The sequence below is a fragment of the Chitinophaga sp. OAE865 genome (assembly GCF_040546735.1).
GTDB classification, from domain to species: Bacteria; Bacteroidota; Bacteroidia; order Chitinophagales; family Chitinophagaceae; genus Chitinophaga; species Chitinophaga polysaccharea_A.
In genome coordinates this window covers 4,736,177-4,760,036 of the sequence record NZ_JBEPOF010000001.1, presented here as the reverse complement: position 1 = coordinate 4,760,036, position 23,860 = coordinate 4,736,177, and the positions used below count along the sequence as shown (strand labels likewise).

Genomic DNA, 23,860 nt, shown 5'->3' with positions numbered 1-23,860 from the left:
GCTGTTAAAAAGATCATCATGAGAATTGAAAAATACAGGATAGAAGAACATAACCAGGCGGGGATAACGGCGCAGCAGCGGGCGTTTGCGTATCTCTCAGGGGAAATAAAAAATGTGCCTGAAATATTGCAGCACCTGAAGGCCTTCCAGGTGGGTATTCCCAGCTGGGCGCTTGGTACCGGTGGTACGCGCTTCGGGCGTTTCCCCGGTGGTGGCGAACCGCGCAGCCTGGAGGAAAAGATTGAAGACATAGGCCTGCTGCACCAGCTGAACCAGTCCAGCGGCGCCATTTCCCTGCATATCCCCTGGGATATTCCATCCAACCCGGCGCACATCAAAGCAATGGCTGCACAGCATGGCCTGCGCTTTGATGCCATGAACTCCAATACCTTCCAGGATCAGCCAGGGCAGGAGCGTAGCTATAAATTCGGCTCCCTGCAAAACGTTAATAAAGACATCCGCAAACAAGCAATAGAGCACAACATAGAAGTGATCCGTCATGGCATAGAACTGGGTTCCGATGCCCTCACCGTATGGCTGGCCGATGGTTCCTGTTTCCCCGGTCAACTCAATTTCCGCCACGCTTTCCAGAATACCCTGGAAGGTTTACAGGAAATTTACGCCGCCCTGCCGGACCACTGGAAAATGTTTGTGGAATATAAAGCTGCTGAACCTAATTTTTATTCTACTACAGTGGGCGACTGGGGCCAGTCGCTGCTATACGCAAATAAACTGGGCCCGAAAGCCTATACCCTGGTGGATCTGGGGCACCACCTGCCTAATGCGAACATCGAACAGATTGTAGCCTTGTTACTGATGGAAGGTAAGCTCGGAGGCTTTCATTTCAACGATTCCAAGTACGGCGATGATGATCTGACCGTTGGCAGCATTAAGCCTTACCAGCTGTTCCTTATCTTCAACGAACTGGTGGAAGGAATGGATGCCCGCGGCATGAGCCATACTACTGATCTTGGCTGGATGATAGACGCTTCGCATAATGTGAAAGATCCGCTGGAAGACCTGTTACAGTCCGTGGAAGCTATCATGATCACTTACGCGCAGGCATTGCTGGTAGACAGGGAACAATTACTGGCTGCACAGCAGAACAATGATGTGGTAACGGCCCAGGAAATACTGCAACAGGCGTTCCGTACAGATGTGCGGCCGCTGGTAGCCGAGGCCAGAATACAATCCGGCGGCGCATTGAACCCGCTGGCATTGTACCGTTCTGAAAAAGTGAGAGATCACCTGGTACGTGAAAGAGGGGCCAAAACAATGGCCACTGGTTTGTAATTTAAAAGTGTTTATGAGCGAGATTCCCGTTATTGCCATTTTTGATGTTGGAAAAACCAACAAAAAGCTGTTTCTCTTTGATGAACAGTACCGGATCATCTTTGAGCGTACTGCCCGTTTTACGGAAACCGTAGATGAAGATGGCGCGCCCTGTGAAAACCTGGAAAGCCTCCGGCTGTCTGTATTCGATTCGCTGAGGGAGGTATTCCGGAGAAAAGATGTAGCCATTAAGGCTATCAATTTTTCCACTTACGGCGCAAGCCTGGTATACATCGATGAAGAAGGGCGCCCATTAACACCATTGTACAATTACCTGAAGGAATATCCCGCTGCACTAAGCCAGCAGTTTTACAGCAAATATGGCGGAGAAACCAATTTTTCGGTGCAGGCAGCATCGCCTGTGCTGGGAAGCCTTAACTCAGGTATGCAGCTGTACCGGCTGAAATATGAACAACCGGAAGTTTTCAGCCGCATGAAATACGCGCTGCATTTGCCGCAATATATGAGCTATCTGCTGTCGGGCGTTGCCTGCTCAGATATTACCAGTATCGGTTGCCATACCAACCTTTGGGACTTTAAACAAAATGAATATCATTCGTGGTTAATAAAGGAAGGGGTGCTGGAAAAGCTGGCGCCTCTTTTTTCTTCCGGAGAAGTGATGCCCGCTGCTTTCCCCGGGAATAACTATGCCGTAGGCACAGGACTGCACGACAGCTCCGCTGCGCTGATCCCTTACCTGGTTAATTTTCATGAGCCTTTTGTGCTGATTTCCACCGGTACCTGGTGCATCAGCCTGAACCCGTTTAACGATACGCCACTTACACCGGAAGAACTGGAGGCCGACTGTTTATGCTATATGTCGTTCCAGGGCAAGCCCGTGAAGGCTTCGCGGTTGTTTGCAGGCTATGAGCATGAGCAACAGGTAAAACGTATTGCCGCGCATTTTGATCAGCATGCTGCCCGTTACAGGTCGGTGGAGTATGATACTAATATCATCCGTATGCTGAAGGAGCGGAATAAGCAGGATGCGCCACAGCTGCAGGCCGACAAACAGCGGATGCCGGCATCCATATTCGGGCAGCGGGACCTGGGCACATTTGCATCTGATACCGAAGCCTATCATCAGCTGATGCTGGATATTGCCAACCAGCAATACATAACCACCAGCAGGGTATTAAAAGGCGCCCGTGTAAAACGTATATTCGTTGACGGTGGATTCAGTAAGAACGTCATTTACATGAACCTGCTGGCCACCCTGTTCCCTGATCTTGAAATTTTTGCTGCTTCCATGGCGCAGGCTACCGCAATGGGCGCCGCCCTGGCTATTCATTCGCACTGGAACAGTAAGCCAATGCCTAACGACCTGATAGAACTGAAATATTATTCGGTGACACATGATGCAACTTTATGAAGTTTTGATTATCATTACCACCAATAAATAATACTATGCGTGCTTTTTTTATCCTGCTTTTTAGCTCCGTTACCCTTGCCGCCAATGCACAAACCGTTATGCCTTTGTATGATGGTGTTCCTCCCGGAGGAATTGCCACTGCGGATGAAGAAGTAACCAATAAGGATAACAGCCGCGCGCATACCAGTGTGCCTGCTTTAACGGTATTCCTGCCACCAAAAGAAAAAGCCACGGGTACCGCAGTGCTGATTTGCCCCGGTGGAGGGTATTCCTGGGTGGTATTGCAGAAAGAAGGGCTTGATATAGGAGCATATTTCCAAAAGCAGGGTATCGCCGCTTTTGTGCTCAAATACCGCCTGCCCGATGATAAGATCATGCAGGACAAAAGCAGTGGCCCCTTACAGGATGCACAGGAAGCTATAAAAATAATCCGGGCCCATGCCACGGAATGGAATATAGAAAACAACCGCGTGGGTATTATGGGCTTCTCTGCCGGCGGCCACCTGGCTTCCACAACAGGCACGCATTTTAATAAGCCAGCGCTGGCGGCAAACGCCGGTATCAACCTGCGCCCCGATTTTATGATCCTGGTGTATCCGGTGATCAGCATGGAAAAGAACCTTACACATTCCGGCTCCCGTTTAAAATTACTGGGCAGCCAGCCTGGAGAAGAGGCCATAAAAAATTACTCCAACGACCGGCAGGTGACGCCGCAAACCCCTCCAACGCTCTTGTTCCACACCGGCGACGATACCGTTGTGGATGTAGATAACACCCTGGTGTTTTACCAGGCCCTGCGCCATCAGCATGTACCCGCAGAAATGCATATTTATCCGGAAGGTAACCACGGTTTTGTATTGAAACTACCCGTAGAAGTGTGGATGCAGATCACGATGAAGTGGCTGGGCCGGATGGGGATGCTCAATCCTGGCAACCCTTTGCTGCAGGGAGGTACAGGACAGTTATACTGATAACCTTTTTTATTTTGGAAGATATTACAGGCGGTCTGCTGCGGATAAATACCGACAGCCCGGCTTACTGCTGCCATAACTCTTACGGTTAAACGAAGACACAAAGTATGCATAATACTATTATAGGAAAAGCCACCAGGTACAGCGCAGTTATACTACTGCTGTCGGCTGCATTAAGCGCCAGCGGACAACAATCCCCGCTGCAACAGGGATTTATAACGCCGCCCGATAGTATTAAACCAAGTGTATATTGGTACTGGATGAGCGATAATATTTCACAGGAAGGGGTGAAGAAAGATGTGGAAGCGATGGCGAAAGTAGGTATTGGCCGCGCTTTCATCGGTAACATAGGATATCCTAAAGAAGAGGTGCCATATGGAAAAGTAAAATTGTTTTCCGACGAATGGTGGCAGGTAACACGGACGGCTATACGTACCGCTTCAGAGAACGGCCTGGACATTGGCCTGTTCAATAGTCCCGGCTGGAGCCAGAGTGGTGGTCCGTGGATCAGGCCTTCCCAATCGATGCGCTACCTCGCGGGCCAGGAGGTTACTATTCATGGCCCGCAACAGTATCAGCAACAGCTGCCGGCAGCACCCGCCGATTTTCAGACAGTGGCGGTGCTGGCATTCCCGGTACCCGCTGAGGATGACGACGATATTGGCAAACATGCGCCACGTATCACTTCCAACATCACATTCCGCAATATTGAAAAACTGGCAGACGGGAATACTACGGAAGAGGTAATTGTTGCCGCCCCTGCGGACAAGGCAATCCCTGCCTGCATTGACCTGGAAGTAGCCAGCGATTTCACCGCGCGCAGCCTGATTATTTACCCGGCAGCAAAGCCTTTTAAAGCACAGTTCGAGCTGCAGGTAAAAGAAGGGAACAACTGGCGTACGGTAAAGAAATTTGAATTTGATCGGAGCAACCCGCAAAATAATGTAGGCTTTAAACCTTATGCACCGGTAGCGGTTTCTTTCAAAGCCACCACCGGCAGGCAGTTCCGGCTGCTCACCAGCGAGGGCCATCCTGCACTGGCAGAAATAAAATTGCTTGCAGCCCCACGCATTGAGCGCTTTGAAGAAAAACAACTGGCAAAGATGTTCCAGACACCGTTGCCACTGTGGAATGAATATCAGTGGCCCCGGGAGCCGGACGTATCCGGCCAGGGCCTTACCATTGATCCGGCAAAAGTTGTTCATCTCACAAAAAACGTATCAGCCAATGGCACGCTTACCTGGAACGTGCCTGCCGGTAACTGGATAGTAGTACGATATGGCATGCTGCCTACCGGTGTTACCAATGGCCCTGCTTCACCGGAAGGAACAGGGCTGGAAATAGACAAGATCAGCGATGAATGGTCGCAATACCACTATGATGCCTTTGTGGGTAAGATCCGTAAAAGCATCCCTGCTGCAGAGCGCATCGCGTTGAAATGGGTAGTGGCCGACAGCTATGAAACGGGTTCGCAAAACTGGACCGATGACATGGCGGAGGATTTCAAAAAACAATATGGCTACGATCCTTTACCCTGGTTGCCGGTGCTATCAGGCAGGGTAGTGGGTACTCCCGATCAGTCCGACCGGTTCCTGTGGGATCTCCGCCGCCTGGTAGCCGATCGTGTTGCCTATAAATACGTGGCGGGGTTACGTAAGGCCAGTCATAAAGACGGTATGAAACTGTGGCTGGAAAACTATGGCCACTGGGGCTTCCCATCAGAGTTCCTTAAATATGGCGGGCAATCGGATGAAGTGGCAGGAGAGTTCTGGAATGAAGGAACCCTGGGAAATATCGAATGCCGCGCCGCTTCTTCTGCTGCGCATATTTATGGTAAAACAAGAGTAGCAGCAGAGTCATTTACCGCCGGTGGTAATGCCTACGGCCGTTACCCGGCGTTGCTGAAGCGCCGTGGCGACTGGTCCTTTACGGAAGGCATCAATCACAGTCTTTTACATGTGTTTATCGAACAACCGTATGAAGACCGGGAACCTGGTGTGAACGCGGGTTTTGGCACGGAGTTCAACAGGAAGAACACCTGGTTTTACCAGGGCAAAGCTTTTATAGATTATATCAGGAGATGTAACTTCCTTTTGCAGCAGGGTAAAGCAGTAAATGATGTCGCCTATTTTATTGGGGAAGATGCACCGAAGATGACAGGAGTAAGAGATCCTGAATTACCCAGGGGATATTCCTATGACTACATCAATGCAGAAGTGATCATGGAGCGGTTACAGGTGAAGAATAGTAGGCTGGTATTGCCGGATGGCATGAGTTATCGTTTGCTGGTGCTGCCACAACTGGAAACCATGCGGCCGGAGCTGCTGGAGAAAATTGCGCAGCTGGTAAAAGAAGGCGCTGTCATCCTGGGGCCTGCGCCCAGCCGATCGCCAAGCCTGCAGGGGTATCCTGCTGCAGATGCAAACGTGCAACGGCTTGCTGCTGGGTTATGGGGCAATAACCAGGAACATCAGAGAAAGTATGGCAAAGGACAGGTGCTCAGCGGTATGGATATGCAGCAGGCATTGAACATATTGCAATTGCCCGCAGACGTGGCACAGCTGCCGGAGCAGGTATTGTATACCCACCGCACAACCCGGGAAGGTGAAATATATTTCGTCACCAACCAATCGGATCAAACAGTTAGATTGTCGCCCGCTTTTCGTGTAACAGGCAAACAACCTGAATGGTGGGATGCCGTAACCGGGGAAACGCGGGAACTGAAACAATTCAAACAGCAGGCAGCTCACACCGTTGTGCCGTTAACGTTAGCCCCTTATCAAAGCGGTTTTGTATTGTTTCAAAAGAAGGCTGCTGCCGGGGCAGGCACTGCCGTTAATTTCCCGCAGGCAGTTACGCTGATGCAGTTACAGGGACCGTGGAAGGTAAGCTTTGATACTGAAAAGCGCGGCCCCGCTCAACCACTAGTGTTTGATCAGCTGATAAGCTGGAGCATGCATACCAATGAACAGATCCGCAATTATTCCGGTACCGCTGTTTATGAAATTACTTTTAAGACAGATGAACCACCGGCAGGATCCACTGTATACTTAGATCTTGGCGCCGTGGGCGTAATGGCGGATGTGAGCCTGAATGGTGTAGCGCTGGGCAATGTATGGACAGCCCCTTATCGTGTAAATGTAAAAGATGCACTGAAGAAGGGGGATAACAGGTTAACGGTAACAGTAGTGAATACCTGGGTAAACCGCCTCATTGGCGATAGCAAATTGCCGGCCTCAGAAAGAAGAACATGGAGTAACGTAAACCCATATACGCCGGAAAGCAGTTACCAGTCCGCCGGCCTGACTGGCCCCGTAAAGCTCACTGCTGTAAAGTATTAAACCTGATCACATGAAAATATATAACAGCATTTTATACGCACTGATGTTATGCAGCATTTCAGCTGCTGCCCAGCTGCCACCGGTGTTCGATAGCAGCCGTATGGCCACGGTTCAGTCAACAGCTACAGTGCGGCGTTATTTATCTCCCGAAAAAATTATATGGCAAACACCTGCTACCGGTGAATATATCATCAATGCACAACGCTTCCTGTTGCCGGGCAACGGGCAGGCCGACCTGGCCAATCAGAATATGTGTGTGCTGAAAAGCACGGCTACTGTACATCCTGGCTTACTGTTCGACTTTGGGAAAGAACTGCATGGGGGCCTGCAACTGGTTACCGGTATGCATAAAAGCGGCAAACCGGTAAAGCTGCGGGTACGTTTTGGGGAATCTGTAAGTGAGGCTATGAGTGATATTGAACCGGGGAAAAATGCCACCAACGATCACGCCATACGTGATATGATAGTAGAAGTACCCTGGTTGGGCAAACTGGAGATTGGTAATACCGGCTTCCGTTTTGTACGGATAGATCTGCCGGATGATAACACGGAGCTACAGCTCAAGGAAGTAAGGGCCATCTTCGTATACCGCGACATTCCTTATCTCGGCTCTTTTAAGTGCAGCGATACCTTACTGAATAAGATCTGGCTCACCGGCGCATACACGGTCCACTTGAATATGCAGGATTATTTATGGGATGGTATAAAGCGGGACCGCCTTGTATGGATCGGTGATATGCACCCCGAAACATCTACCATCAGTACCGTTTTCGGATATAATGAAGTAGTGCCTCAAAGCCTGGATCTTTCCCGCGATATCACCCCGCTGCCACAGTATATGAATGGCATGGTGTCCTATTCCATGTGGTGGGTGCTTATACAGCGCGACTGGTACCAGCACACCGGTAACCTCGCTTACCTGAAACAACAGGCTGGTTACCTGAAAGGATTGCTGGATCATCTTACAAAAAAAATTGACGCCAGGAACAGTGAAGACCTGAACGACGGTACCCGTTTCCTCGACTGGCCATCCAGTGAAAATAAAGCTGGTATTCATGCGGGGTTGCAGGCCATGATGATCATGACACTGGATGCAGGCGCCGCGTTAAGCAAAATACTGAACGATGAAGCTACCGTGAAAAAATGCAATGCTGCCGTGGCAAGACTGAAGCAGCATGTACCTGATGCCAGCGGTTCCAAACAGGCCGCTGCGCTGATGGCATTATCAGGCCTGGCCCCTGCGAAGAAAATGAATGATGAGATTATAAGCGCCGGTGGTGTAAAGGATTACTCCACTTTTTATGGCTACTATATGCTGCAGGCAAAAGCAAAAGCGGGCGACTACCAGGGAGGGCTAAACGATATCCGCACTTACTGGGGCGCTATGCTGAATCTGGGCGCTACAACATTCTGGGAGGATTTTAATATGGACTGGCTGCCCGGTGCTTCCCGCATTGATGAATTGGTGCCGCAGGGAAAAAAGGATATTCACGGCGACTATGGCGCTTATTGTTACAAAGGTTTCCGTCATAGCCTATGCCATGGATGGGCCTCCGGGCCAACGCCATGGCTAACGGAGCATGTACTTGGTATTTCCGTGCTGGAGCCGGGATGTAAAGTGATCAGGGTAACGCCTCACCTGGGTGATCTGCAATATGCCGAAGGTACATTTCCCACGCCTTATGGAGTGGTAACGGTGAAGCATACACGACTTTCCAATGGGAAAATTAAATCTGATATCAAAGCGCCAGCACAGGTGAAAGTGGTCAGGGAGTAAGTTTTCTTTCTATACATAAAAAAGAACGGCATGTGATCAGCGCCGTTCTTTTTTTATGTCTTTAAAATTAAACTACCGGGTGTATCCATGGCTCCCTGTACGGCCGTTGTAACAGTGCCGTGGCAGCGGGATCGCCGGTAATGATCCGTTTCTGCGGATCATATACCACAGGCCTTCCTGTTTGCATGGATATATTGGCGAGGATACAGCTGGCAGTTGAAATATGTCCTTCCCCGATATCAGCAACAGGCCTGCCGCCATTTTTTATAGCACCGAGGAAATCCAGCATATGCAGGCGGGTAGCGGGTGCTGCATTCAGCTCAATAGCCGGTTCGGTAAGGTCTTCCGGGTATTTCTCCTTTTCATATACTACATCCTTGTGAATGGGGGTGCCGTTGCCTTCAGGGATAAAGTCGTACGACATAGTACTGGCCGCCAGTGTGCCTTTTTCCCCATATAGTTTAAATGACCACGGGTACTTTGGATCAGCAGGCGTGCCCCAGGTACGGTGCTGCCATACACAGTTGAGCTCATCGTACTCAAAAATGGCCGACTGTGTATCGGCAATATTCGATTTGCCTTCTTTCTGTACATAAATACCACCGGTGGAGCTGATACGTTTGGGCCATCCCAGGTGCAGCATCCAGCGTACGGTGTCGAACATATGCACGCACATATCGCCCATGATACCGTTGCCATATTCCATAAAAGTACGCCACCAGCGCACGTGTGGCAGCCCGTCGTAGGGCCGCAGGGGAGCGGGGCCTGTCCACATTTCATAATCGAAATACGCTGGCACAGCCTGTACCGGCGGGTTCCCGTTGTTGCGCATGTGGTAATAACAGCACATTTCCACGTGTGATATTTTGCCAAGCAGGCCGGCGTCTACAATATTTTTCTTGGCATCTATCAAATGGGGCGTGCTTTTCCGCTGTGTGCCCACCTGCACCACACGGTTATACCTGCGGGCGGCGGCTACCATGGCTTCTCCTTCAATAACGTCCACGCTGATAGGCTTTTGTACATATACGTTGGCGCCGGCTTTGAGGGCCTCTATAGTTTGAAGGGCATGCCAGTGATCCGGAGTGCCTATCAATACAATGTCCAGTTCATTTTCAGACAACAGTTTACGGTAATCAGCATACAGGCGGGGCGTTTCACCGGAAGCCTGACGTTTGCGCACCATTTCCGCTGCTGCCTGGAGCATATTTTTATCTACATCACAAAGCGCTACTACTTTTACCGGCGCCACCTGGATAAGCCGGAACAAATCGCTTTTACCATACCATCCTGTGCCGATCAGGGCTACCCGCAAGGGTTTTGCCGGGTTAATGAAATCCAGCGCACTGGCGCCGATGGCGGAAAGTGCCAGCGTAGCCGTGGCTCCCTTCAGGAAACGGCGACGGTTAATGTTGAAATTCTCCATAGCGTGGAACAATTAAATAAGGTTTACAGAACTATAGGAGAGAAAGATAATCATTCAGCCGAAGAAATTATAACCTGTACATAATAATATGAGTACCGGTTAATGCGTACCTTTGCGCCTCTTTAAAACCGACACCTAAATTTTTCTGATGAAGACTTTTACTGGTTTATTTGATTTCTCACAGCAACCGGATTACAAATCGGAGATACTGGCAGGGCTTACCGTGGCCATGACCATGATCCCGGAGTCTTTGTCCTTTGCCATACTGGCCGGCTTCCCGCCACTGGTGGGATTGTATGCAGCCTTTATAATGGGGTTGGTGACCGCTGTTTTCGGAGGAAGGCCCGGTATGGTATCCGGTGGCGCCGGAGCCACTGCTGTGGTGCTGATCGCTCTGATGCAGTTGCACGGGCTGGAATATGTGTTTGCCGCGGTGCTGCTGGCCGGGGTGTTACAATTACTGGTAGGGGTGTTTAAGCTGGGTAAATTTATCAGGCTGGTGCCACAGCCGGTGATGTATGGATTTGTGAATGGGCTGGCGGTAATTATTTTTATATCGCAGTTCCGGCAGTTTAAAACCATGCAAGGCAGCGAGCTGGTATGGATGAGCGGGCATCCCCTTTGGACCATGATAGGATTGGTAGCATTGACTATTGCCATAGTTATCTTCTTTCCCAGGATAACAAAAAAGATACCCGCCTCGCTGGTGGCTATTATCGTGGTATTTGCAGTAGTGCTGGCCTTCGGGATCTCTACCCGCACAGTGAAGGATATTGCCGCCGTAAGCGGTGGCTTTCCGCCGTTTCACCTTCCGCAGGTACCTTTTACTTTTGAAACGTTACAGGTGGTTTTCCCTTATGCCCTGATTATGGCAGGGGTAGGGCTTACCGAAAGCCTGCTGACACTAAACCTGGTGGATGAGATGACAGGCACCAGGGGTAACAGCAACAGGGAAGCAATTGCACAGGGCGGAGCGAATATGCTGAACGGCGTTTTCTATGGTATGGGTGGTTGCGCCATGATAGCGCAAACATTTGTAAATCTTTCTGCCGGTGCAAAATTGCGTTTATCCGGGATAATAGCATCGCTGACCATCCTGGCTGTGGTGCTTTTCGGAGCGCCGGTGATAGAACGCTTACCCATGGCCGCCCTCACAGGCGTAATGCTGATGGTGGCGATCTCTACTTTTGAATGGGCCAGTTTCCGTATCATCAACAAAATGCCCCGGGCAGATATTTTTGTGGGGATACTGGTAGCTGTTATCACCGTGTGGCTGCATAACCTGGCGCTGGCAGTGCTTATTGGCGTCATTATTTCCGCACTGGTGTTTGCATGGGAAAGCGCTAAAAGGATCCGTGCACGGAAATACACTGATGAAAAAGGCATTAAGCATTATGAGATATATGGCCCGTTGTTTTTTGGATCGGTGGCAGCTTTTAGTGAGAAGTTTGATGTAGCCAATGATCCGGCAGAGGTGATCATTGATTTCAAAGACAGCCGCATTGCGGATATGAGTGGTATTGAGGCATTGAATAAGTTAACGGGGCGTTATCGCCAGGCAGATAAAAAGCTGCATTTAAGACACCTGAGCGCCGACTGCCGGCAGCTGCTGAAAGATGCCGCAGGCGTAATAGAAGTAAATATCATGGAAGACCCGGAATATATGGTAGCTATAAAATAGCTGCCTGTTATTCTTCTGCATGTCTTTGCAGGATAATATCGATCATTGGTTTCAGCGTATTGAATTCTTCAGCCGTAAATCCCATGCTGCAGCTGATCTTTTCGGGGACATCTGCAGCCTGTTGCTGCAGCTGTTTTCCGGCTGCTGTTAGGTGGATGTTTACAATCCGTTCATCTTCCTTGCTGCGTACACGTTTGATCAGTTTTTTTGCTTCAAGTCTTTTTAGTAAAGGCGTTAACGTGCCTGAATCCAGCATAAGCAGCCGGCCCAGTGCTTTCACCGATAAAATATCATGCTCCCATAGCGCCAGCATAACAAGGTACTGCGGGTAGGTAAGGTCCAGGGCGCCAAGTAAAGGCTGGTAATGCGAAGTTACCAGCCTCGACAAAGCATAAAATGAGAAGCAAAGTTGATTTGATAATTTCAGTTGTTGTTTCAAGGCAGCATATTTAGCAACACAAAATTAAGCTAATGTTTCCATTAATATCTGTGCCACCGCCGCAGAGGATGCGGGGTTCTGACCGGTGATCAGCAACCCGTCTTTCAGCGCATAGGAATGCCAGTCCTTTCCCTTGCTGTAAATTCCGCCGAGTTGCTTCAATTCATCTTCTAACAGGAACGGCACTACGTTGGTTAACTGTACCGCTTCTTCTTCTGTATTACTGAACCCGGTTACTTCTTTTCCTTTTACTAGTGGCGCGCCATCCGCGTCTTTTACCCTGAGCAGTGCAGCAGGAGCATGGCATACAAATGCCACCGGTTTATGTTGCCCGTAAAAAGTTTCAATCAGCGACACAGAGGCGGGATCATTGGCGAGATCCCACAGGGGGCCGTGCCCGCCGGGATAAAATACTGCGTCGTAGTCGGAGGCGTTTGCCTCGTTGAGCTTCATGGTGGCAGCAAGTTTTTGTTGCAGTGCTTCATCCTTTTTAAAGCGGGTAGTAGCTTCCGTCTGAAATTCAGGCAGCTCGCTTTTCGGATCAATTGGTGGTTGCCCGCCTTTCGGAGAAGCCAGGGTGATCTCGGCTCCGGCATCTGCCAGCACATAATAGGGAGCGGCAAATTCCTCCACCCAGAAACCGGTTTTATGACCGGTGTTCCCCAGTTCACTGTGCGATGTCAGTACGATTAATACTTTCATAAAATGAAGTTTAGATCAGTGTTAATGTTACTTCTATATTACCCCGGGTAGCATTGGAGTAAGGACATACCTGGTGTGCTTTTTCCAGCAGTTCCTGTGCCAGTTCCCTTTCCACACCCGGAATAGCAACCTGTAACTCTACTGATAACCCATAACCACCGTTATTGTTCTTGCCGATGCTAACTTCTGCATTTACCTGTGTAGTGCCGGCGGTCACTTTCTGAGTTCTGATCACCAGGTTGAGGGCGCCATCAAAGCAGGCAGCATAACCCGCCGCAAACAATTGTTCCGGGTTGGTGTAGGCGCCGCCGCTGCCACCCAGTTCTTTTGGCATTCTTACTTCGAGATCCAGTACGCCGTCTGACGATACAATATGCCCGTTTCTGCCGCCGGTAACGCTGGCGTGCGCTGTGTACAACTTTTCGATCTTTTCCATGAGTATTTTTATTTATTGTGTAAAATTAGATTGTACACAATTTAATTCCAAATTTATTTTCTTGAAGAAGGGATTTAACAGGATATTCTTTGAGGTGTTTCTTAATAAGATAGTTTCATCGATCCATGATAAGAAGTATCCATCGTTACTCTTCTCCCCAAAAAAAATATCTGCATTAGAAAAATATTTCTTTACTTTGCGTCATAATGACGTAAACAAAATTATAACCCAGCACGGGTGTAATGGAACTGTTAACCCCGCAACATTCCTGCACCAGTGAAAAACTAAAGCAACATGAACAAAAACAAAAGAATGGCTATTGCCTATGAAACACTGGACATACTGGAAGCAGGCCATTACATGAACCAACACAACAAACAGGTAGATATCAGCAAAGATTTACAAACTGCTGTTGATAATACGGTATTATACAAGCCGGATGATTTTGATACAGTATTTAAACAACGTGATCTGCTGTTGCAGTCGGTGCGGCATACACCCGTTAGCATCAGCGTTACCGGTGAAACTACTTTCGCTGCTGCGCGCAGACTGGTAACAGCAGAGGGCATTAAAGAAGTATGCTGCCTCAACTTTGCCTCGGCTAAAAATCCGGGTGGCGGCTTTCTTGGCGGAGCACAGGCACAGGAGGAAGCGTTGGCAAGAGCCAGTGGATTGTACGCCAGTCTGAAAACAAAACAGGAAATGTATGATTTCAACCGGCATCATAGTACCCTGCTGTATACGGATCAAATGATCTATACTCCACAGGTACCCGTTTTCCGGGACGACAATGATGAACTACTGGACCAGCATTATTGTGTGGCTATATTAACCTCACCCGCAGTAAACGCAGGCGCGCTCCGGAACAATGACCCGGAACGCCTGAAAGAGATGGAACCGGTAATGCTGTCAAGGATTGAGAAATTGTTATCCGTGGCAGTGGTACATGGGCAAACCACCCTGGTTCTGGGCGCCTGGGGCTGCGGCGTATTCAGGAACGACCCAAACGATATTGCCCGATGGTTTGCACACCATCTGCTGCATAACGATACGTTCAAACATGCGTTCCGCCAGATCGTGTTCGCTGTGTATGATATATCGGATAAGCAGGTAAACAGGCAGGCATTCAATCATAAATTTGCTTACAATGAAGTACGATAACAACTGGCTGATCGCGAAGTATCAGGCCAAAGAAAGAATAAAATTCATCTTCTTCTGGGGGCACCGTCCCTCTGCGGATGGTAGCATTACCCAGAGCTGTTTCAGCCAGTGGTGGCCCTCGCCTTTCACGGTAAACAGTGTCACCTATAAAACGGCAGAACACTGGATGATGGCAGGGAAGGCCCGGCTGTTCAATGACAACGCTACGCTGCAGAAAATCCTGCTTGCCAACACCCCGGATGAAGCCAAGAAGCTGGGAAGACAAGTGAAAAACTTTGACGCGGTTACCTGGGATGCGCATAAATTCGACCTGGTTGTGGAGGGGAACTATCATAAATTTTCGCAGTACCCGGCATTGAAAACTTTTTTAATTAACACACACGGGCGCATACTGGTGGAAGCCAGCCCTATGGACCGCATATGGGGCATTGGCATGGCCGCTACCAGCGAAAACGTGGAAAATCCGCTGCTATGGCGCGGGCATAACCTGCTCGGTTACGCGCTCATGGTAGTCAGAGATCAACTTAAATAACATGAACAACAGATCTATCAGTAAACTACTGAGCTTTATTCTCCGGCATAGCCCGGACACTATACAGCTCACGCTCGATGCCCATGGTTGGGCGAATGTGAGCACGCTCCTGCAGCAATGCAAAGCGCACGGACATCATTTTACCATGCAGGAACTGGAAAGAACTGTAGCGGAAAACGATAAACAACGCTTTTCTTTTAATGAAGATAAAACAATGATCCGCGCCAACCAGGGCCACTCCCTGGATATATCGCTGGACCTGCCCCCGGCCATCCCGCCGGAATTTCTTTACCATGGCACCGTGGCAAGGTTTATGAGCCAGATACGCCAAACCGGTTTGCAGAAAATGAGCCGGCAGCATGTGCATCTTACCGCTGATCTGTCTACCGCCGAAAAAGTAGGCAGCAGGAGAGGAGCACCGCATATCCTCACCATCAGGAGCGGGGATATGCATAGGGACGGGATTATATTTTATCTCTCAGACAACGGCGTATGGCTTACAGACCAGGTGCCGGTGAAGTATATTCAATAATTCTTACCTTGTGCAGTGGTAAATGTGAAGGTGGGCAGCGGGCAAAGATTACCCCGGAGCCGGAAGAAAAAATGAGGCATCCTCATGTAATTGTTAAAACAAACAGATAAAGCCTGCATTACAAGCGGGCTTTATTTTTTTATCAGTATTTTTAAAGAAAAAAAGATGTCTATAACTACAGAAGCGGAACTCGACGGCATGAAAAAGGTGAGTGAAGCAGTAGCTGTTACGCTCAGGGAAATGAGAAGCTATGCCAAACCGGGTATGACAGCAAAGGAAATAGATGAGTATGGCGGGGAAATATTAAACGCACTGGGCGCTAAATCGGCCCCAAAGCTTACCTATGGCTTTCCCGGCTGGACCTGTATCAGCGTGAACAATGAAATTGCGCATGGTATTCCTTCTGCCAGAAAAATACTGCAGGAAGGCGACCTGGTAAACATCGATGTATCTGCAGAGCTGAATGGTTATTGGTCAGACAATGGAGGTTCATTTGTACTTGGTGAGGACATTCACCGGCACCAGGCGCTGGTAGATGCTTCAAAGGCGATACTCCAAAAGGCCATCCGGTATATCAAAGGAGGTACGCGTGTAGCCGATGTGGGTAAGCTGATCGAAACGGAAGCCCGGAAATCAGGCTATACCGTTATCCGTAACCTCGCAGGGCACGGTGTTGGAAGAAGCCTGCATGAAGCGCCGGATGATATCCTTAACTGTTATGTACGTTTTAACCGCACCCGCTTTAAAAAGAATTCCGTAGTGGCCATAGAAACTTTTATTTCCACCGTTTCTTCTTTTGCCAATCAAAGCAATGATGGCTGGACACTGATAGGCAACAAAGGCGGCTTTGTTGCGCAGCATGAGCACACTATTGTGGTAACAGACCGGGAGCCGGTGATCCTGACCGCTGCCAATGAAATCTGGAACTGATCTTATTTAAGCTGTAATGTTACCGCGCGGATATTTTTACGGTCGCTGGTATACGTGATATGCACCAAACCATCTGCGGTGGCGATTATGGCAGGATAGCTGTATTCGCCGCCTGCACGTTTTTCCAGTTGGTATACATCCTTCCATTTAATGCCGTCATTTGAAACGGCCAACCGCAGTTCGTTGCGGCCATCAGACCATTTGCTTCCTCCTTTTGTTGGGTTGTAAACCAATGCCATGGCGCCATTGGGCAATGTTACCGCATCTATGCCTGAATTGGGATTGGGTAGTTGCAGTGCGCTTACCCGCGTCCATGTAGCGCCCATATCTTCTGACCAGCTGGTAGCTACTACTTTTTGCCGGCTGCGGAACAGCAGCTGGAGGCGGCCATCCCGGTGAGTTAGCACAGTGGGTTGTATTACGCCGAAGCTGTCGCAATCAATGGCCACCTTTTGCCATTGGTGCCCGGTACTGTCGCTGATCTCCATATGCGATACCCAGTGATTGCCCTTCACACTTTCTGTGCTGGAAGGGTGCAGCAGCCGTCCGTCAGGAAGCTGTATACATTTATTTTTTATGGGGCCCAGCATACCTTCCGGTAGTTTTTCGGGAGATGACCAACTGCCGCCGTCATCACTGCTGTAGCGGGCCATGCCCCACCACTCCCGGGGATTGGGGCCCACTTTATAGAACAGGCAAAGCAAACCGGCCCGGGTACGGAACAATACCGGGTTCCAGCAGGGATAACGAAGGGTATCGTTAATAACACCATCCGCCAGTTTTACGGGCGCCTGCCATTTGCCGGCAGTAAAGCGCGACGACCAGATCTCTACATCTTTATTCCCTTCTTCCTTTCCGCCAAACCATGCGCTGAGCAGGTCGCCGGAACCTAACGCCGTAATAGTGGACGCATGACTGGAAGGCGTAACCGCCACCGGCATAATAAGCTCATTACGTACCAGTGCAGCTTTTGTTTGTGCCCCCGCCGGGAAATACAGGACTGCCGGCAGTAACAGTAAAAGATAAAAACGCATAGATGAAGCAGGATGATTGAGTTGGTAAAATAAGGAATACAAGGGGATTATCATAAAGATTGGTAAATTTGCGGCCTTATGTCATTATACACAACAAAGGGAACCGTTACCATCACTTGTAACAAACGTCTCACGCCTTACCTGGAACAGGAAGTAAAGGAGCTTGGATTTACTGTAGAAGAAACATTCGTTACCGGTGTGCGGTTGAACGCCTCTCTGAATGAGTGTATCCGTCTTAACCTGAACCTGCGTTGCGGCAGCCAGGTATTATACAGCCTGAAACAATTTGAAGCCATTGATGGCGATGAAATATACGATCAGCTGAAATCCTATCCCTGGGAAACCATACTGCCGGAGAATGGTTACTTCTCCATCACCAGCAATGTGCAGAATGAAACCATCAACAACAGTATGTTCGCCAACCTACGGGTAAAGGATGCAGTGGTAGACCGCATGCGCGATAAAACCGGGAAGCGCCCTTCCACAGGAGCAGAACTTACCGGTGCAGTGATCCATCTCTTCTGGAAAAATGAGCATGCAGAAATATTTATAGATACTACCGGTGATTCCCTCGCAAGACATGGCTACCGCAAAATACCGGGCCGTGCGCCTATGCTGGAAGCCCTGGCGGCATCTACTATCCTGGCTACCCGCTGGGACAGGAAAGCGCCTTTCGTTAATCCCATGTGCGGTTCAGGCACCGTTGCCATTGAAGCGGCACTGATAGCCACCAACAGCCGTCCCGGTCTTTTCCGCGAAAACTACGCTTTTATGCACCTGCAGGGCTTCAATGAAAAGGTATACCAGGAAGAAAGAGGGCTGCTTGAAAAGCAGATCGTGGAAGTACCAGGCCTGCGCATTATTGCTACCGACCTCAGTGAAGCCGCCATCGTAAATGCGCGTAAAAATGCAAAGGCCGCCGGTGTGGCAGACATGATTGAATTTCGCGTATGTGATTTCGCGGCTACAGAAGTGCCCGAAGGTGAAGCCGGTGTGGTGTATATGAACCCCGAATACGGATTGAGGCTCGGCGAAATCGAAGCGCTGGAAGAAACCTATGGCCGTATCGGCGATTTTATGAAGCAGCAATGCCGCGGTTATTACGGGTATGTATTCACTGGGAACCTTGAACTGGCAAAGAAGATAGGGCTCAAAGCCAAACGAAGGATTGAGTTCTACAACAGTACCATCGATTGCCGCCTGCTGGAATTTGAACTGTATGCAGGTACCCGCGATACACGCAAACTGGAAAGTCTTTCATGACGCTCAAAAAAAACGCTGCTCAGTTTGAGCAGCGTCAATAAGCGGGGAGTATAACATCTTACACTACTTCACTCACATTAATAGGCCTGGAAAAACTTTCTTCCAGTGAAATAATTGTTTCGGTCCTTTCTATGCCTTTAATATGCTGCAGGTCATCCTGGAGTATTTTGCGCAGTTCGCCGCTGTCTTTACAGATGATCTCCGCAAACATGCTGTAAGAACCGGTGGTATAGTTCAATCGTACGATCTGCGGGATTTTCAATAACTGCTTGGCTACGTTTTCATACAGGGAACTTTTCTCCAGGTAAATACCAATAAAAGCAAGTACATCATAACCAATGGCCCGCAGGTTTACCTGTAAGCGCGTGCCTTTGATCACGCCCATTTCATGCAGCTTTTTGATGCGCACATGGATAGTACCACCGGATACAAAAAGTTTCTTACCCAGCTCTGCATAAGATATGCTGGCATCGGTGGACATCTCTGAAATGATCTGTAAATCTAATTTGTCAATATTTAATTGCTGACTCATTTTGGTGATGCGATTTAGAATATTTTTTAAAAATAGGTATTTTTTTGAAATAATCGCAAAAATTATCCCTTCTGCATCTCCTCCAATTTCATGATGGCGGGGGAGTAGGCAGCAATGATTGACATTTTTTGATTAAATTAAAGGGGCAGTTTATAAAATAACATCCATGAAAGAGGACGTCACGAGTAGAACCGCCCAATATATGGCCTTATTCCGTGCGCTGGAAACAACCCGCTCCAGGGACCGGCGTTTGTTCACCGATAAATTTGCATCATGGTTCCTTGACAACAGGCTGAAACTGGGCGTATGGCTTTGCCGGATACCCGGATGGCGGCCATTCGCAGAATGGATCATCCGGAAAAAGATCCCGGGCGCATTGTCGTCCGGCATTGCGCGCACAAAATATATCGACGACCTTTTATTGCAGGCGGTTGACCAGGGAGCCCAACAGGTGTATATTCTCGGCGCCGGTTTTGATACACGCGGCCTGCGGCTCCCGTTTCTCCGGCAGCTGAAAGTGGTGGAAATAGATCACCCTAATACGGCTGCGTACAAACTGTCTAAACTGCGCGCACATAAATTGCCTGCCAAAGTATATTATTACCAGATAGATTTTAACCGTCAAAGCCTTGACCAGCTGAGCGCGCTGAATAACTTTGATTTTACCGTGCCTACCGCCATTATCTGGGAGGGCGTTACCAACTACCTTAACAAGGAGGCCATCGACAGCACCTTTGCGTTCCTGCAACGCTTTGAGCCCGGTTCCCGGGTAATTTTTACCTATGTGCACCAGGCAGTGCTGGATAATCCTTCCGCATTTTATGGCGGTGAGAAACTCCTCCGGGATGTGGCGGACCTGGAAGAACGGTGGACGTTCGGCTTTGATCCCTCTGCATTACCGGCATACCTTCGCCGGTATGGCTTTCAGCTGCTGGAAGACCTTGGCGCCAGCGAATACCGGAAACACTACTTACCCGGCCGGTCTGAAAAAGGGTATGAATTTTACAGGGTGGCCTGCGCGGAACGCATCGCCCGCTAATGGCTGTTACAGCTAAACATTACTGTATGTCTTGTTGTTTTATTGCTGCCGGTAGGCGCATTAAAACAACTTTTTATGAAAGCAATCATCAGATCCATGTTGGTGGGCATGTTGATATTAGCAGGTGCATGCGGTACCACCGTTCATATGACCGGGACCTGGAAAGCGCCCGACGCTCCTGCAGAAGGCTATCACAACATACTTGTTGCCTCTCTTACCTCAAACACAGGGGCGCAGCAGGTGGTAGAAACCCAGATGGCCGCAGCGTTGCAGAAACGCGGCGTTACGGCAGGGAAAGGGCTGGACCTGTTTCCTCCTAAATTTAATCCCGTCAGCGACCAGGATAAAAGCGCCGCTACACAAAAGATCCTCGACGCAGGTTATACAGCGGTGTTAACTACTTCCCTGGTAAATAAGGAATCCCAGACCCGGTATGTGCCAGGCACTGTATCTTACGCCCCATACCCGGTATACGGCTGGTATGGCCGCTTTTGGGGATATTATGGTTATATGTACGGATCGGTGTATTCGCCGGGGTATTACACCACCGACAAAAGGTATTTCCTGGAAAGCAACCTGTACGACCTGAAGCAGGATGGGAAACTGGTATGGTCCGGTCAGTCGGAGACCTACAATCCCAACAGCCTCGAATCATTTGCCAAAGCCTTTGCCACCCAGGTATCTGACGCGCTGCAAAACGGAGGATTATTGAAAAGATGATCAGTGGCTGTTATCATAGTAGGTATTATCCCGCTCAATTTTACCCTCTTCAATGGTGAACACCGTGCAGATGGGCAGGCGCCACTTTTTGCCATCGGGCCCGGTACCAGAGGATATGAACTCCACGGTAACATGATTTCTATCCGCGTAAACGCTCACCACTTCATCCTGGATATCGGGGAATTGCTGTTGCAGCTCCTGGTATTTTTTTGCAGTCTGTTCCCGTGTACGTAATACCGGCTCCGGCCCAAAGGAGGGATCGAGGAACATAGCGGTATCTTTATAGCATGCGGCCAGCTTTTTCCAGTTGTGCTGATTAAAAGCATCAAAGAGGTCTTTCACAACAAGGGTATTGGAATTTGCCAGGCTGATTTTACTACCTGGTTGCACGCATCCTGTAAAAGGAAGCGCCAGTAAGAGTATAAGGGAAATTTTCATGTATCAGGATTTGGAATATTACAAATTACAAAGAAGCGTGGAAAAATGAATTTATAATTTAGATTTGCTGATTGAATTATAAACGAGGTTTTATGGAGATGTCACAGCCCGATCCGGAATTATTGCAACAACTGGTGGTGATGAAAATGCCTTTTGGAAAGTATAAAGACGTAGTGCTTTGCGACCTGCCGGTAAGCTACCTGGAATGGTTCCAGCGCAAAGGATTCCCGAAAGGGAAGCTGGGAATGCTGCTTGAAACGATGCTGGTAATAAAAATGAATGGTCTTGCCCAATTGCTCGATCCATTAAAAAAGAGATAATAAAAAAAGCGGCTGTCCCCATGGAAACAGCCGCCTGAATAAGTTATCCTGTTGTTATCAGAACCAGGTGGTGTTCTTTTCTTCTTCTTCCACATTATTCTTTGCCGCTTCAGCCTCTACTGCAGCAGATACCCTGATCTCATCCGCCACCGGCGTATGACTCAGCTCCGCTTTTACAACCGGCTGCACGTTTTTCCGGATAGCGCCTTCCACAACCGCGCCTTCCTCAATTTCCAACACCATTGCGTTTACATCGCCTTTTACCATGGCCTTATTGCTGATATGGGCTTTGTTGGTGATATATACATCGCCATACACTTTCCCGTGTACTACCAGGTCGGCAGCATATATATGCCCGCGGATGCTTGCTGTTTCACTAACTACCAGCTTGCCGCTGGTTTTTACATCGCCTCTTACATTTCCGTCGATCCGACCGGACACAGAGGCGTCTATACTACCGTTCACGGAAACTGTTTCAGGAATACGGAAAGCTCCGGGAACAATTATATTTCGGAAAATATGTCTGACATTGATCACAAGTACAAATTATAGGGTGACGGGATTAGGTGTAGCATTGGGACTGTGTTGTGCCTGGTCTTCAAAAGTAGACACAATAGAACTGGAGTTACCCAGGTCAAGCCCTACGCTTCTTTGAGGTTTATTATCTGAAATTCTCAATGAATTATAAAGATAACCGATACTCATGAGTTTTTCAGGTTCGGGAGCAACTTCCACCGGGATAAAATCACGGAATTCTTCCACAAAGGCATCTGTCAGTTCACGGTAATGAGCGCCGCCTCCCATCAGGTATATCTTTTCGCAGGTTTCAAAGTCGAGGTCCGTAAAGTAGCTGCGCATCAGGGGTGAAACCACTTCCTTGTAGTATTGTGTAAGCACGCCCTTGCGCATATCCCGCAGATCAATACGTTTGCGGTTGGTGAAAATAGAACCTTTCATGAAAGCATCATCCACCTGGTGCTCATTCTTCATTTCCAGGTAATGTTTCTGGTTCAGCTCACGGGTCAGGTTATTAATGGCGTAACGGATGCCGTGGGAGCTGAAGCAGGTACGGTGTACCAGTCCGTCGCCCGTGGCCATACCGCCTTCTATGGTACCAAATCCGAAACTAACAGCAATGAAGTTGTCCAGCTGCGGTTCGTTGATACTTTTCTTCAGTCCTATAATTCCTCCCACAATTTCAGGGATCACTTCATACTTCTCAATATCAAACATGGCTTTCTTAAAAGAGCCTTTGGTATTGTAGGTTTGTGTATCGTAGTCGATCAGGAAATGACGTTTACTCAAAAACTGCTCTGCAGCATTTTTGTAGATATTATACGTGGAGAAGGGAAAACCAACAGTAAGGGCAATGGGTTGTTGTACTTTATCAATCGTGTTCAGCAAAGCAGCTTTAAACAGTATTTCGTAATCCTCTTCTGTGGGCGACGCATTGGTAACCCTGCCCGGATTGATGCCGCCTCTTTTGGCCAGGTTGCCTACCAGGTACCAGGCATCGTCCTTTTTAATTTTTAATCCGTTGAGAAGATCCTTACTTGAGTTTTCTGTGTTTCCGAATGCGGTTTCAAAGACGCTTGGGAAGCTGGTTGTTGATACTTTCATAGTGCTTTGTTATAATAACGAATGTAGCCGTGACTCTCCGCGTGGGAGGGTTTTCATCGGGATTGAAATAGTGGTTAAAGATATAAAATATTAGAATAAGGGGATGACAACCAGTGAATTTATACTAAATTTAATACAGCCGGGTTACATTTCAAAATGTATAACCATCGCAAGCGTACCGGTGCGCTGATAATAAACAACCCCGCTTTACCGTTTAAAAGGTGTCCCGCCCTTTGCCTGTATTCATCCTTATTTCATTCGT

General features: G+C 48.8%; 23 protein-coding genes. 14 read left to right on the top strand and 9 right to left on the bottom strand.

Annotated elements, in window-relative coordinates; genetic code table 11:
• Window positions 1-18 precede the first annotated feature (18 nt).
• The 5 genes from ABIE50_RS19300 to ABIE50_RS19280 all read left to right on the top strand — a co-directional run bounded on the left by ABIE50_RS19300 (window position 19) and on the right by ABIE50_RS19280 (window position 8,793).
• A complete protein-coding gene (locus ABIE50_RS19300) occupies window positions 19-1,293 on the top strand; it encodes a sugar isomerase (protein WP_209857867.1) in 1,275 nt (424 codons plus the stop codon).
• 13 nt (window positions 1,294-1,306) lie between these two features.
• Window positions 1,307-2,704 (top strand): FGGY-family carbohydrate kinase, encoded by a 1,398-nt coding sequence (locus tag ABIE50_RS19295; protein WP_209857866.1) that lies wholly within the window; start codon window positions 1,307-1,309, stop codon window positions 2,702-2,704.
• A gap of 35 nt (window positions 2,705-2,739) precedes the next feature.
• Window positions 2,740-3,675, top strand: a complete 936-nt coding sequence (locus tag ABIE50_RS19290; protein ID WP_209857865.1) for an alpha/beta hydrolase — start codon at window positions 2,740-2,742, stop codon at window positions 3,673-3,675.
• Between the two features lie 107 nt (window positions 3,676-3,782).
• Window positions 3,783-7,016, top strand: coding sequence for a glycosyl hydrolase (locus ABIE50_RS19285; RefSeq protein WP_209857864.1), 3,234 nt, complete (start codon window positions 3,783-3,785; stop codon window positions 7,014-7,016).
• A 10-nt stretch (window positions 7,017-7,026) separates the two neighbouring features.
• Entirely contained in the window at window positions 7,027-8,793 is a 1,767-nt protein-coding gene (locus tag ABIE50_RS19280; protein WP_209857863.1) for an alpha-L-rhamnosidase-related protein, read from the top strand.
• Between the two features lie 67 nt (window positions 8,794-8,860).
• Here the strand turns inward: ABIE50_RS19280 and ABIE50_RS19275 are convergent, their stop codons facing one another.
• Window positions 8,861-10,219 (bottom strand): Gfo/Idh/MocA family oxidoreductase, encoded by a 1,359-nt coding sequence (locus ABIE50_RS19275; RefSeq protein ID WP_209857862.1) that lies wholly within the window; start codon window positions 10,217-10,219, stop codon window positions 8,861-8,863.
• A gap of 148 nt (window positions 10,220-10,367) precedes the next feature.
• Between ABIE50_RS19275 and ABIE50_RS19270 the strand changes: the two genes are divergently transcribed.
• Window positions 10,368-11,900, top strand: a complete 1,533-nt coding sequence (locus ABIE50_RS19270) for a SulP family inorganic anion transporter (RefSeq protein ID WP_209857861.1) — start codon at window positions 10,368-10,370, stop codon at window positions 11,898-11,900.
• 7 nt (window positions 11,901-11,907) lie between these two features.
• On the opposite strand, the gene ABIE50_RS19265 is transcribed toward ABIE50_RS19270, so the two are convergent.
• The 3 genes from ABIE50_RS19265 to ABIE50_RS19255 are packed head-to-tail and all read right to left on the bottom strand — an operon-like array spanning window position 11,908 to window position 13,477.
• The gene (locus tag ABIE50_RS19265; RefSeq protein WP_209857860.1) at window positions 11,908-12,339 is read right to left on the bottom strand and encodes a MarR family winged helix-turn-helix transcriptional regulator; all 432 of its coding nucleotides are present in this window, start codon (window positions 12,337-12,339) and stop codon (window positions 11,908-11,910) included.
• A 24-nt stretch (window positions 12,340-12,363) separates the two neighbouring features.
• The gene (locus ABIE50_RS19260; RefSeq protein ID WP_209857859.1) at window positions 12,364-13,041 is read right to left on the bottom strand and encodes a type 1 glutamine amidotransferase domain-containing protein; all 678 of its coding nucleotides are present in this window, start codon (window positions 13,039-13,041) and stop codon (window positions 12,364-12,366) included.
• A 10-nt stretch (window positions 13,042-13,051) separates the two neighbouring features.
• A complete protein-coding gene (locus ABIE50_RS19255; protein ID WP_209857858.1) occupies window positions 13,052-13,477 on the bottom strand; it encodes an organic hydroperoxide resistance protein in 426 nt (141 codons plus the stop codon).
• A gap of 294 nt (window positions 13,478-13,771) precedes the next feature.
• Between ABIE50_RS19255 and ABIE50_RS19250 the strand changes: the two genes are divergently transcribed.
• From ABIE50_RS19250 to map, 4 genes are all read left to right on the top strand, one after another.
• Window positions 13,772-14,638, top strand: a complete 867-nt coding sequence (locus tag ABIE50_RS19250; RefSeq protein ID WP_209857857.1) for a TIGR02452 family protein — start codon at window positions 13,772-13,774, stop codon at window positions 14,636-14,638.
• A complete protein-coding gene (gene ybiA, locus ABIE50_RS19245; protein WP_209857856.1) occupies window positions 14,625-15,170 on the top strand; it encodes a riboflavin biosynthesis intermediates N-glycosidase in 546 nt (181 codons plus the stop codon). The genes ABIE50_RS19250 and ybiA overlap by 14 nt, the downstream gene beginning before the upstream one ends.
• Window position 15,171: 1 nt before the next feature.
• On the top strand, window positions 15,172-15,702 hold the full coding sequence (locus tag ABIE50_RS19240) for an RNA 2'-phosphotransferase (protein WP_209857855.1): 531 nt from the start codon (window positions 15,172-15,174) through the stop codon (window positions 15,700-15,702).
• Between the two features lie 165 nt (window positions 15,703-15,867).
• On the top strand, window positions 15,868-16,632 hold the full coding sequence (gene map / locus ABIE50_RS19235; protein ID WP_209857854.1) for a type I methionyl aminopeptidase: 765 nt from the start codon (window positions 15,868-15,870) through the stop codon (window positions 16,630-16,632).
• A gap of 2 nt (window positions 16,633-16,634) precedes the next feature.
• On the opposite strand, the gene ABIE50_RS19230 is transcribed toward map, so the two are convergent.
• Complete coding sequence (locus ABIE50_RS19230; RefSeq protein ID WP_354028079.1) at window positions 16,635-17,666, bottom strand: sialidase family protein; 1,032 nt, start codon at window positions 17,664-17,666, stop codon at window positions 16,635-16,637.
• Between the two features lie 78 nt (window positions 17,667-17,744).
• Here ABIE50_RS19230 and ABIE50_RS19225 point away from each other — a divergent pair, with 78 nt between their 5' ends.
• Window positions 17,745-18,929, top strand: a complete 1,185-nt coding sequence (locus ABIE50_RS19225) for a THUMP domain-containing class I SAM-dependent RNA methyltransferase (RefSeq protein WP_142687152.1) — start codon at window positions 17,745-17,747, stop codon at window positions 18,927-18,929.
• 58 nt (window positions 18,930-18,987) lie between these two features.
• Here ABIE50_RS19225 and ABIE50_RS19220 read toward each other — a convergent pair whose 3' ends face one another.
• Window positions 18,988-19,461 (bottom strand): Lrp/AsnC ligand binding domain-containing protein, encoded by a 474-nt coding sequence (locus tag ABIE50_RS19220; RefSeq protein WP_209857852.1) that lies wholly within the window; start codon window positions 19,459-19,461, stop codon window positions 18,988-18,990.
• A 166-nt stretch (window positions 19,462-19,627) separates the two neighbouring features.
• Here ABIE50_RS19220 and ABIE50_RS19215 point away from each other — a divergent pair, with 166 nt between their 5' ends.
• Both ABIE50_RS19215 and ABIE50_RS19210 read left to right on the top strand, forming a co-directional pair.
• On the top strand, window positions 19,628-20,500 hold the full coding sequence (locus tag ABIE50_RS19215; protein WP_209857851.1) for a class I SAM-dependent methyltransferase: 873 nt from the start codon (window positions 19,628-19,630) through the stop codon (window positions 20,498-20,500).
• Between the two features lie 75 nt (window positions 20,501-20,575).
• Entirely contained in the window at window positions 20,576-21,220 is a 645-nt protein-coding gene (locus ABIE50_RS19210; protein WP_142687149.1) for a DUF4136 domain-containing protein, read from the top strand.
• On the opposite strand, the gene ABIE50_RS19205 is transcribed toward ABIE50_RS19210, so the two are convergent.
• A complete protein-coding gene (locus tag ABIE50_RS19205) occupies window positions 21,221-21,658 on the bottom strand; it encodes a nuclear transport factor 2 family protein (protein ID WP_209857850.1) in 438 nt (145 codons plus the stop codon).
• Between the two features lie 92 nt (window positions 21,659-21,750).
• Here ABIE50_RS19205 and ABIE50_RS19200 point away from each other — a divergent pair, with 92 nt between their 5' ends.
• A complete protein-coding gene (locus ABIE50_RS19200) occupies window positions 21,751-21,978 on the top strand; it encodes a DUF3820 family protein (protein WP_142687147.1) in 228 nt (75 codons plus the stop codon).
• Between the two features lie 57 nt (window positions 21,979-22,035).
• On the opposite strand, the gene ABIE50_RS19195 is transcribed toward ABIE50_RS19200, so the two are convergent.
• Window positions 22,036-22,515, bottom strand: a complete 480-nt coding sequence (locus ABIE50_RS19195; RefSeq protein ID WP_142687146.1) for a bactofilin family protein — start codon at window positions 22,513-22,515, stop codon at window positions 22,036-22,038.
• Between the two features lie 9 nt (window positions 22,516-22,524).
• Entirely contained in the window at window positions 22,525-23,598 is a 1,074-nt protein-coding gene (locus ABIE50_RS19190; protein WP_142687145.1) for a ParM/StbA family protein, read from the bottom strand.
• Between the last annotated feature and the right edge of the window lie 262 nt (window positions 23,599-23,860).

Excerpts from the sequence above, each read along its gene's own strand:
- ABIE50_RS19300 (WP_209857867.1), top strand. The coding sequence starts at position 19 with ATGAGAATTGAAAAATACAGGATAGAAGAACATAACCAGGCGGGGATA.
- ABIE50_RS19295 (WP_209857866.1), top strand. The coding sequence starts at position 1,307 with ATGAGCGAGATTCCCGTTATTGCCATTTTTGATGTTGGAAAAACCAAC.
- ABIE50_RS19290 (WP_209857865.1), top strand. The coding sequence starts at position 2,740 with ATGCGTGCTTTTTTTATCCTGCTTTTTAGCTCCGTTACCCTTGCCGCC.
- ABIE50_RS19285 (WP_209857864.1), top strand. The coding sequence starts at position 3,783 with ATGCATAATACTATTATAGGAAAAGCCACCAGGTACAGCGCAGTTATA.
- ABIE50_RS19280 (WP_209857863.1), top strand. The coding sequence starts at position 7,027 with ATGAAAATATATAACAGCATTTTATACGCACTGATGTTATGCAGCATT.
- ABIE50_RS19275 (WP_209857862.1), bottom strand. The coding sequence starts at position 10,219 with ATGGAGAATTTCAACATTAACCGTCGCCGTTTCCTGAAGGGAGCCACG.
- ABIE50_RS19270 (WP_209857861.1), top strand. The coding sequence starts at position 10,368 with ATGAAGACTTTTACTGGTTTATTTGATTTCTCACAGCAACCGGATTAC.
- ABIE50_RS19260 (WP_209857859.1), bottom strand. The coding sequence starts at position 13,041 with ATGAAAGTATTAATCGTACTGACATCGCACAGTGAACTGGGGAACACC.
- ABIE50_RS19255 (WP_209857858.1), bottom strand. The coding sequence starts at position 13,477 with ATGGAAAAGATCGAAAAGTTGTACACAGCGCACGCCAGCGTTACCGGC.
- ABIE50_RS19250 (WP_209857857.1), top strand. The coding sequence starts at position 13,772 with ATGAACAAAAACAAAAGAATGGCTATTGCCTATGAAACACTGGACATA.
- ybiA (WP_209857856.1), top strand. The coding sequence starts at position 14,625 with ATGAAGTACGATAACAACTGGCTGATCGCGAAGTATCAGGCCAAAGAA.
- ABIE50_RS19240 (WP_209857855.1), top strand. The coding sequence starts at position 15,172 with ATGAACAACAGATCTATCAGTAAACTACTGAGCTTTATTCTCCGGCAT.
- map (WP_209857854.1), top strand. The coding sequence starts at position 15,868 with ATGTCTATAACTACAGAAGCGGAACTCGACGGCATGAAAAAGGTGAGT.
- ABIE50_RS19230 (WP_354028079.1), bottom strand. The coding sequence starts at position 17,666 with ATGCGTTTTTATCTTTTACTGTTACTGCCGGCAGTCCTGTATTTCCCG.
- ABIE50_RS19225 (WP_142687152.1), top strand. The coding sequence starts at position 17,745 with ATGTCATTATACACAACAAAGGGAACCGTTACCATCACTTGTAACAAA.
- ABIE50_RS19220 (WP_209857852.1), bottom strand. The coding sequence starts at position 19,461 with ATGAGTCAGCAATTAAATATTGACAAATTAGATTTACAGATCATTTCA.
- ABIE50_RS19215 (WP_209857851.1), top strand. The coding sequence starts at position 19,628 with ATGAAAGAGGACGTCACGAGTAGAACCGCCCAATATATGGCCTTATTC.
- ABIE50_RS19210 (WP_142687149.1), top strand. The coding sequence starts at position 20,576 with ATGAAAGCAATCATCAGATCCATGTTGGTGGGCATGTTGATATTAGCA.
- ABIE50_RS19205 (WP_209857850.1), bottom strand. The coding sequence starts at position 21,658 with ATGAAAATTTCCCTTATACTCTTACTGGCGCTTCCTTTTACAGGATGC.
- ABIE50_RS19200 (WP_142687147.1), top strand. The coding sequence starts at position 21,751 with ATGGAGATGTCACAGCCCGATCCGGAATTATTGCAACAACTGGTGGTG.
- ABIE50_RS19190 (WP_142687145.1), bottom strand. The coding sequence starts at position 23,598 with ATGAAAGTATCAACAACCAGCTTCCCAAGCGTCTTTGAAACCGCATTC.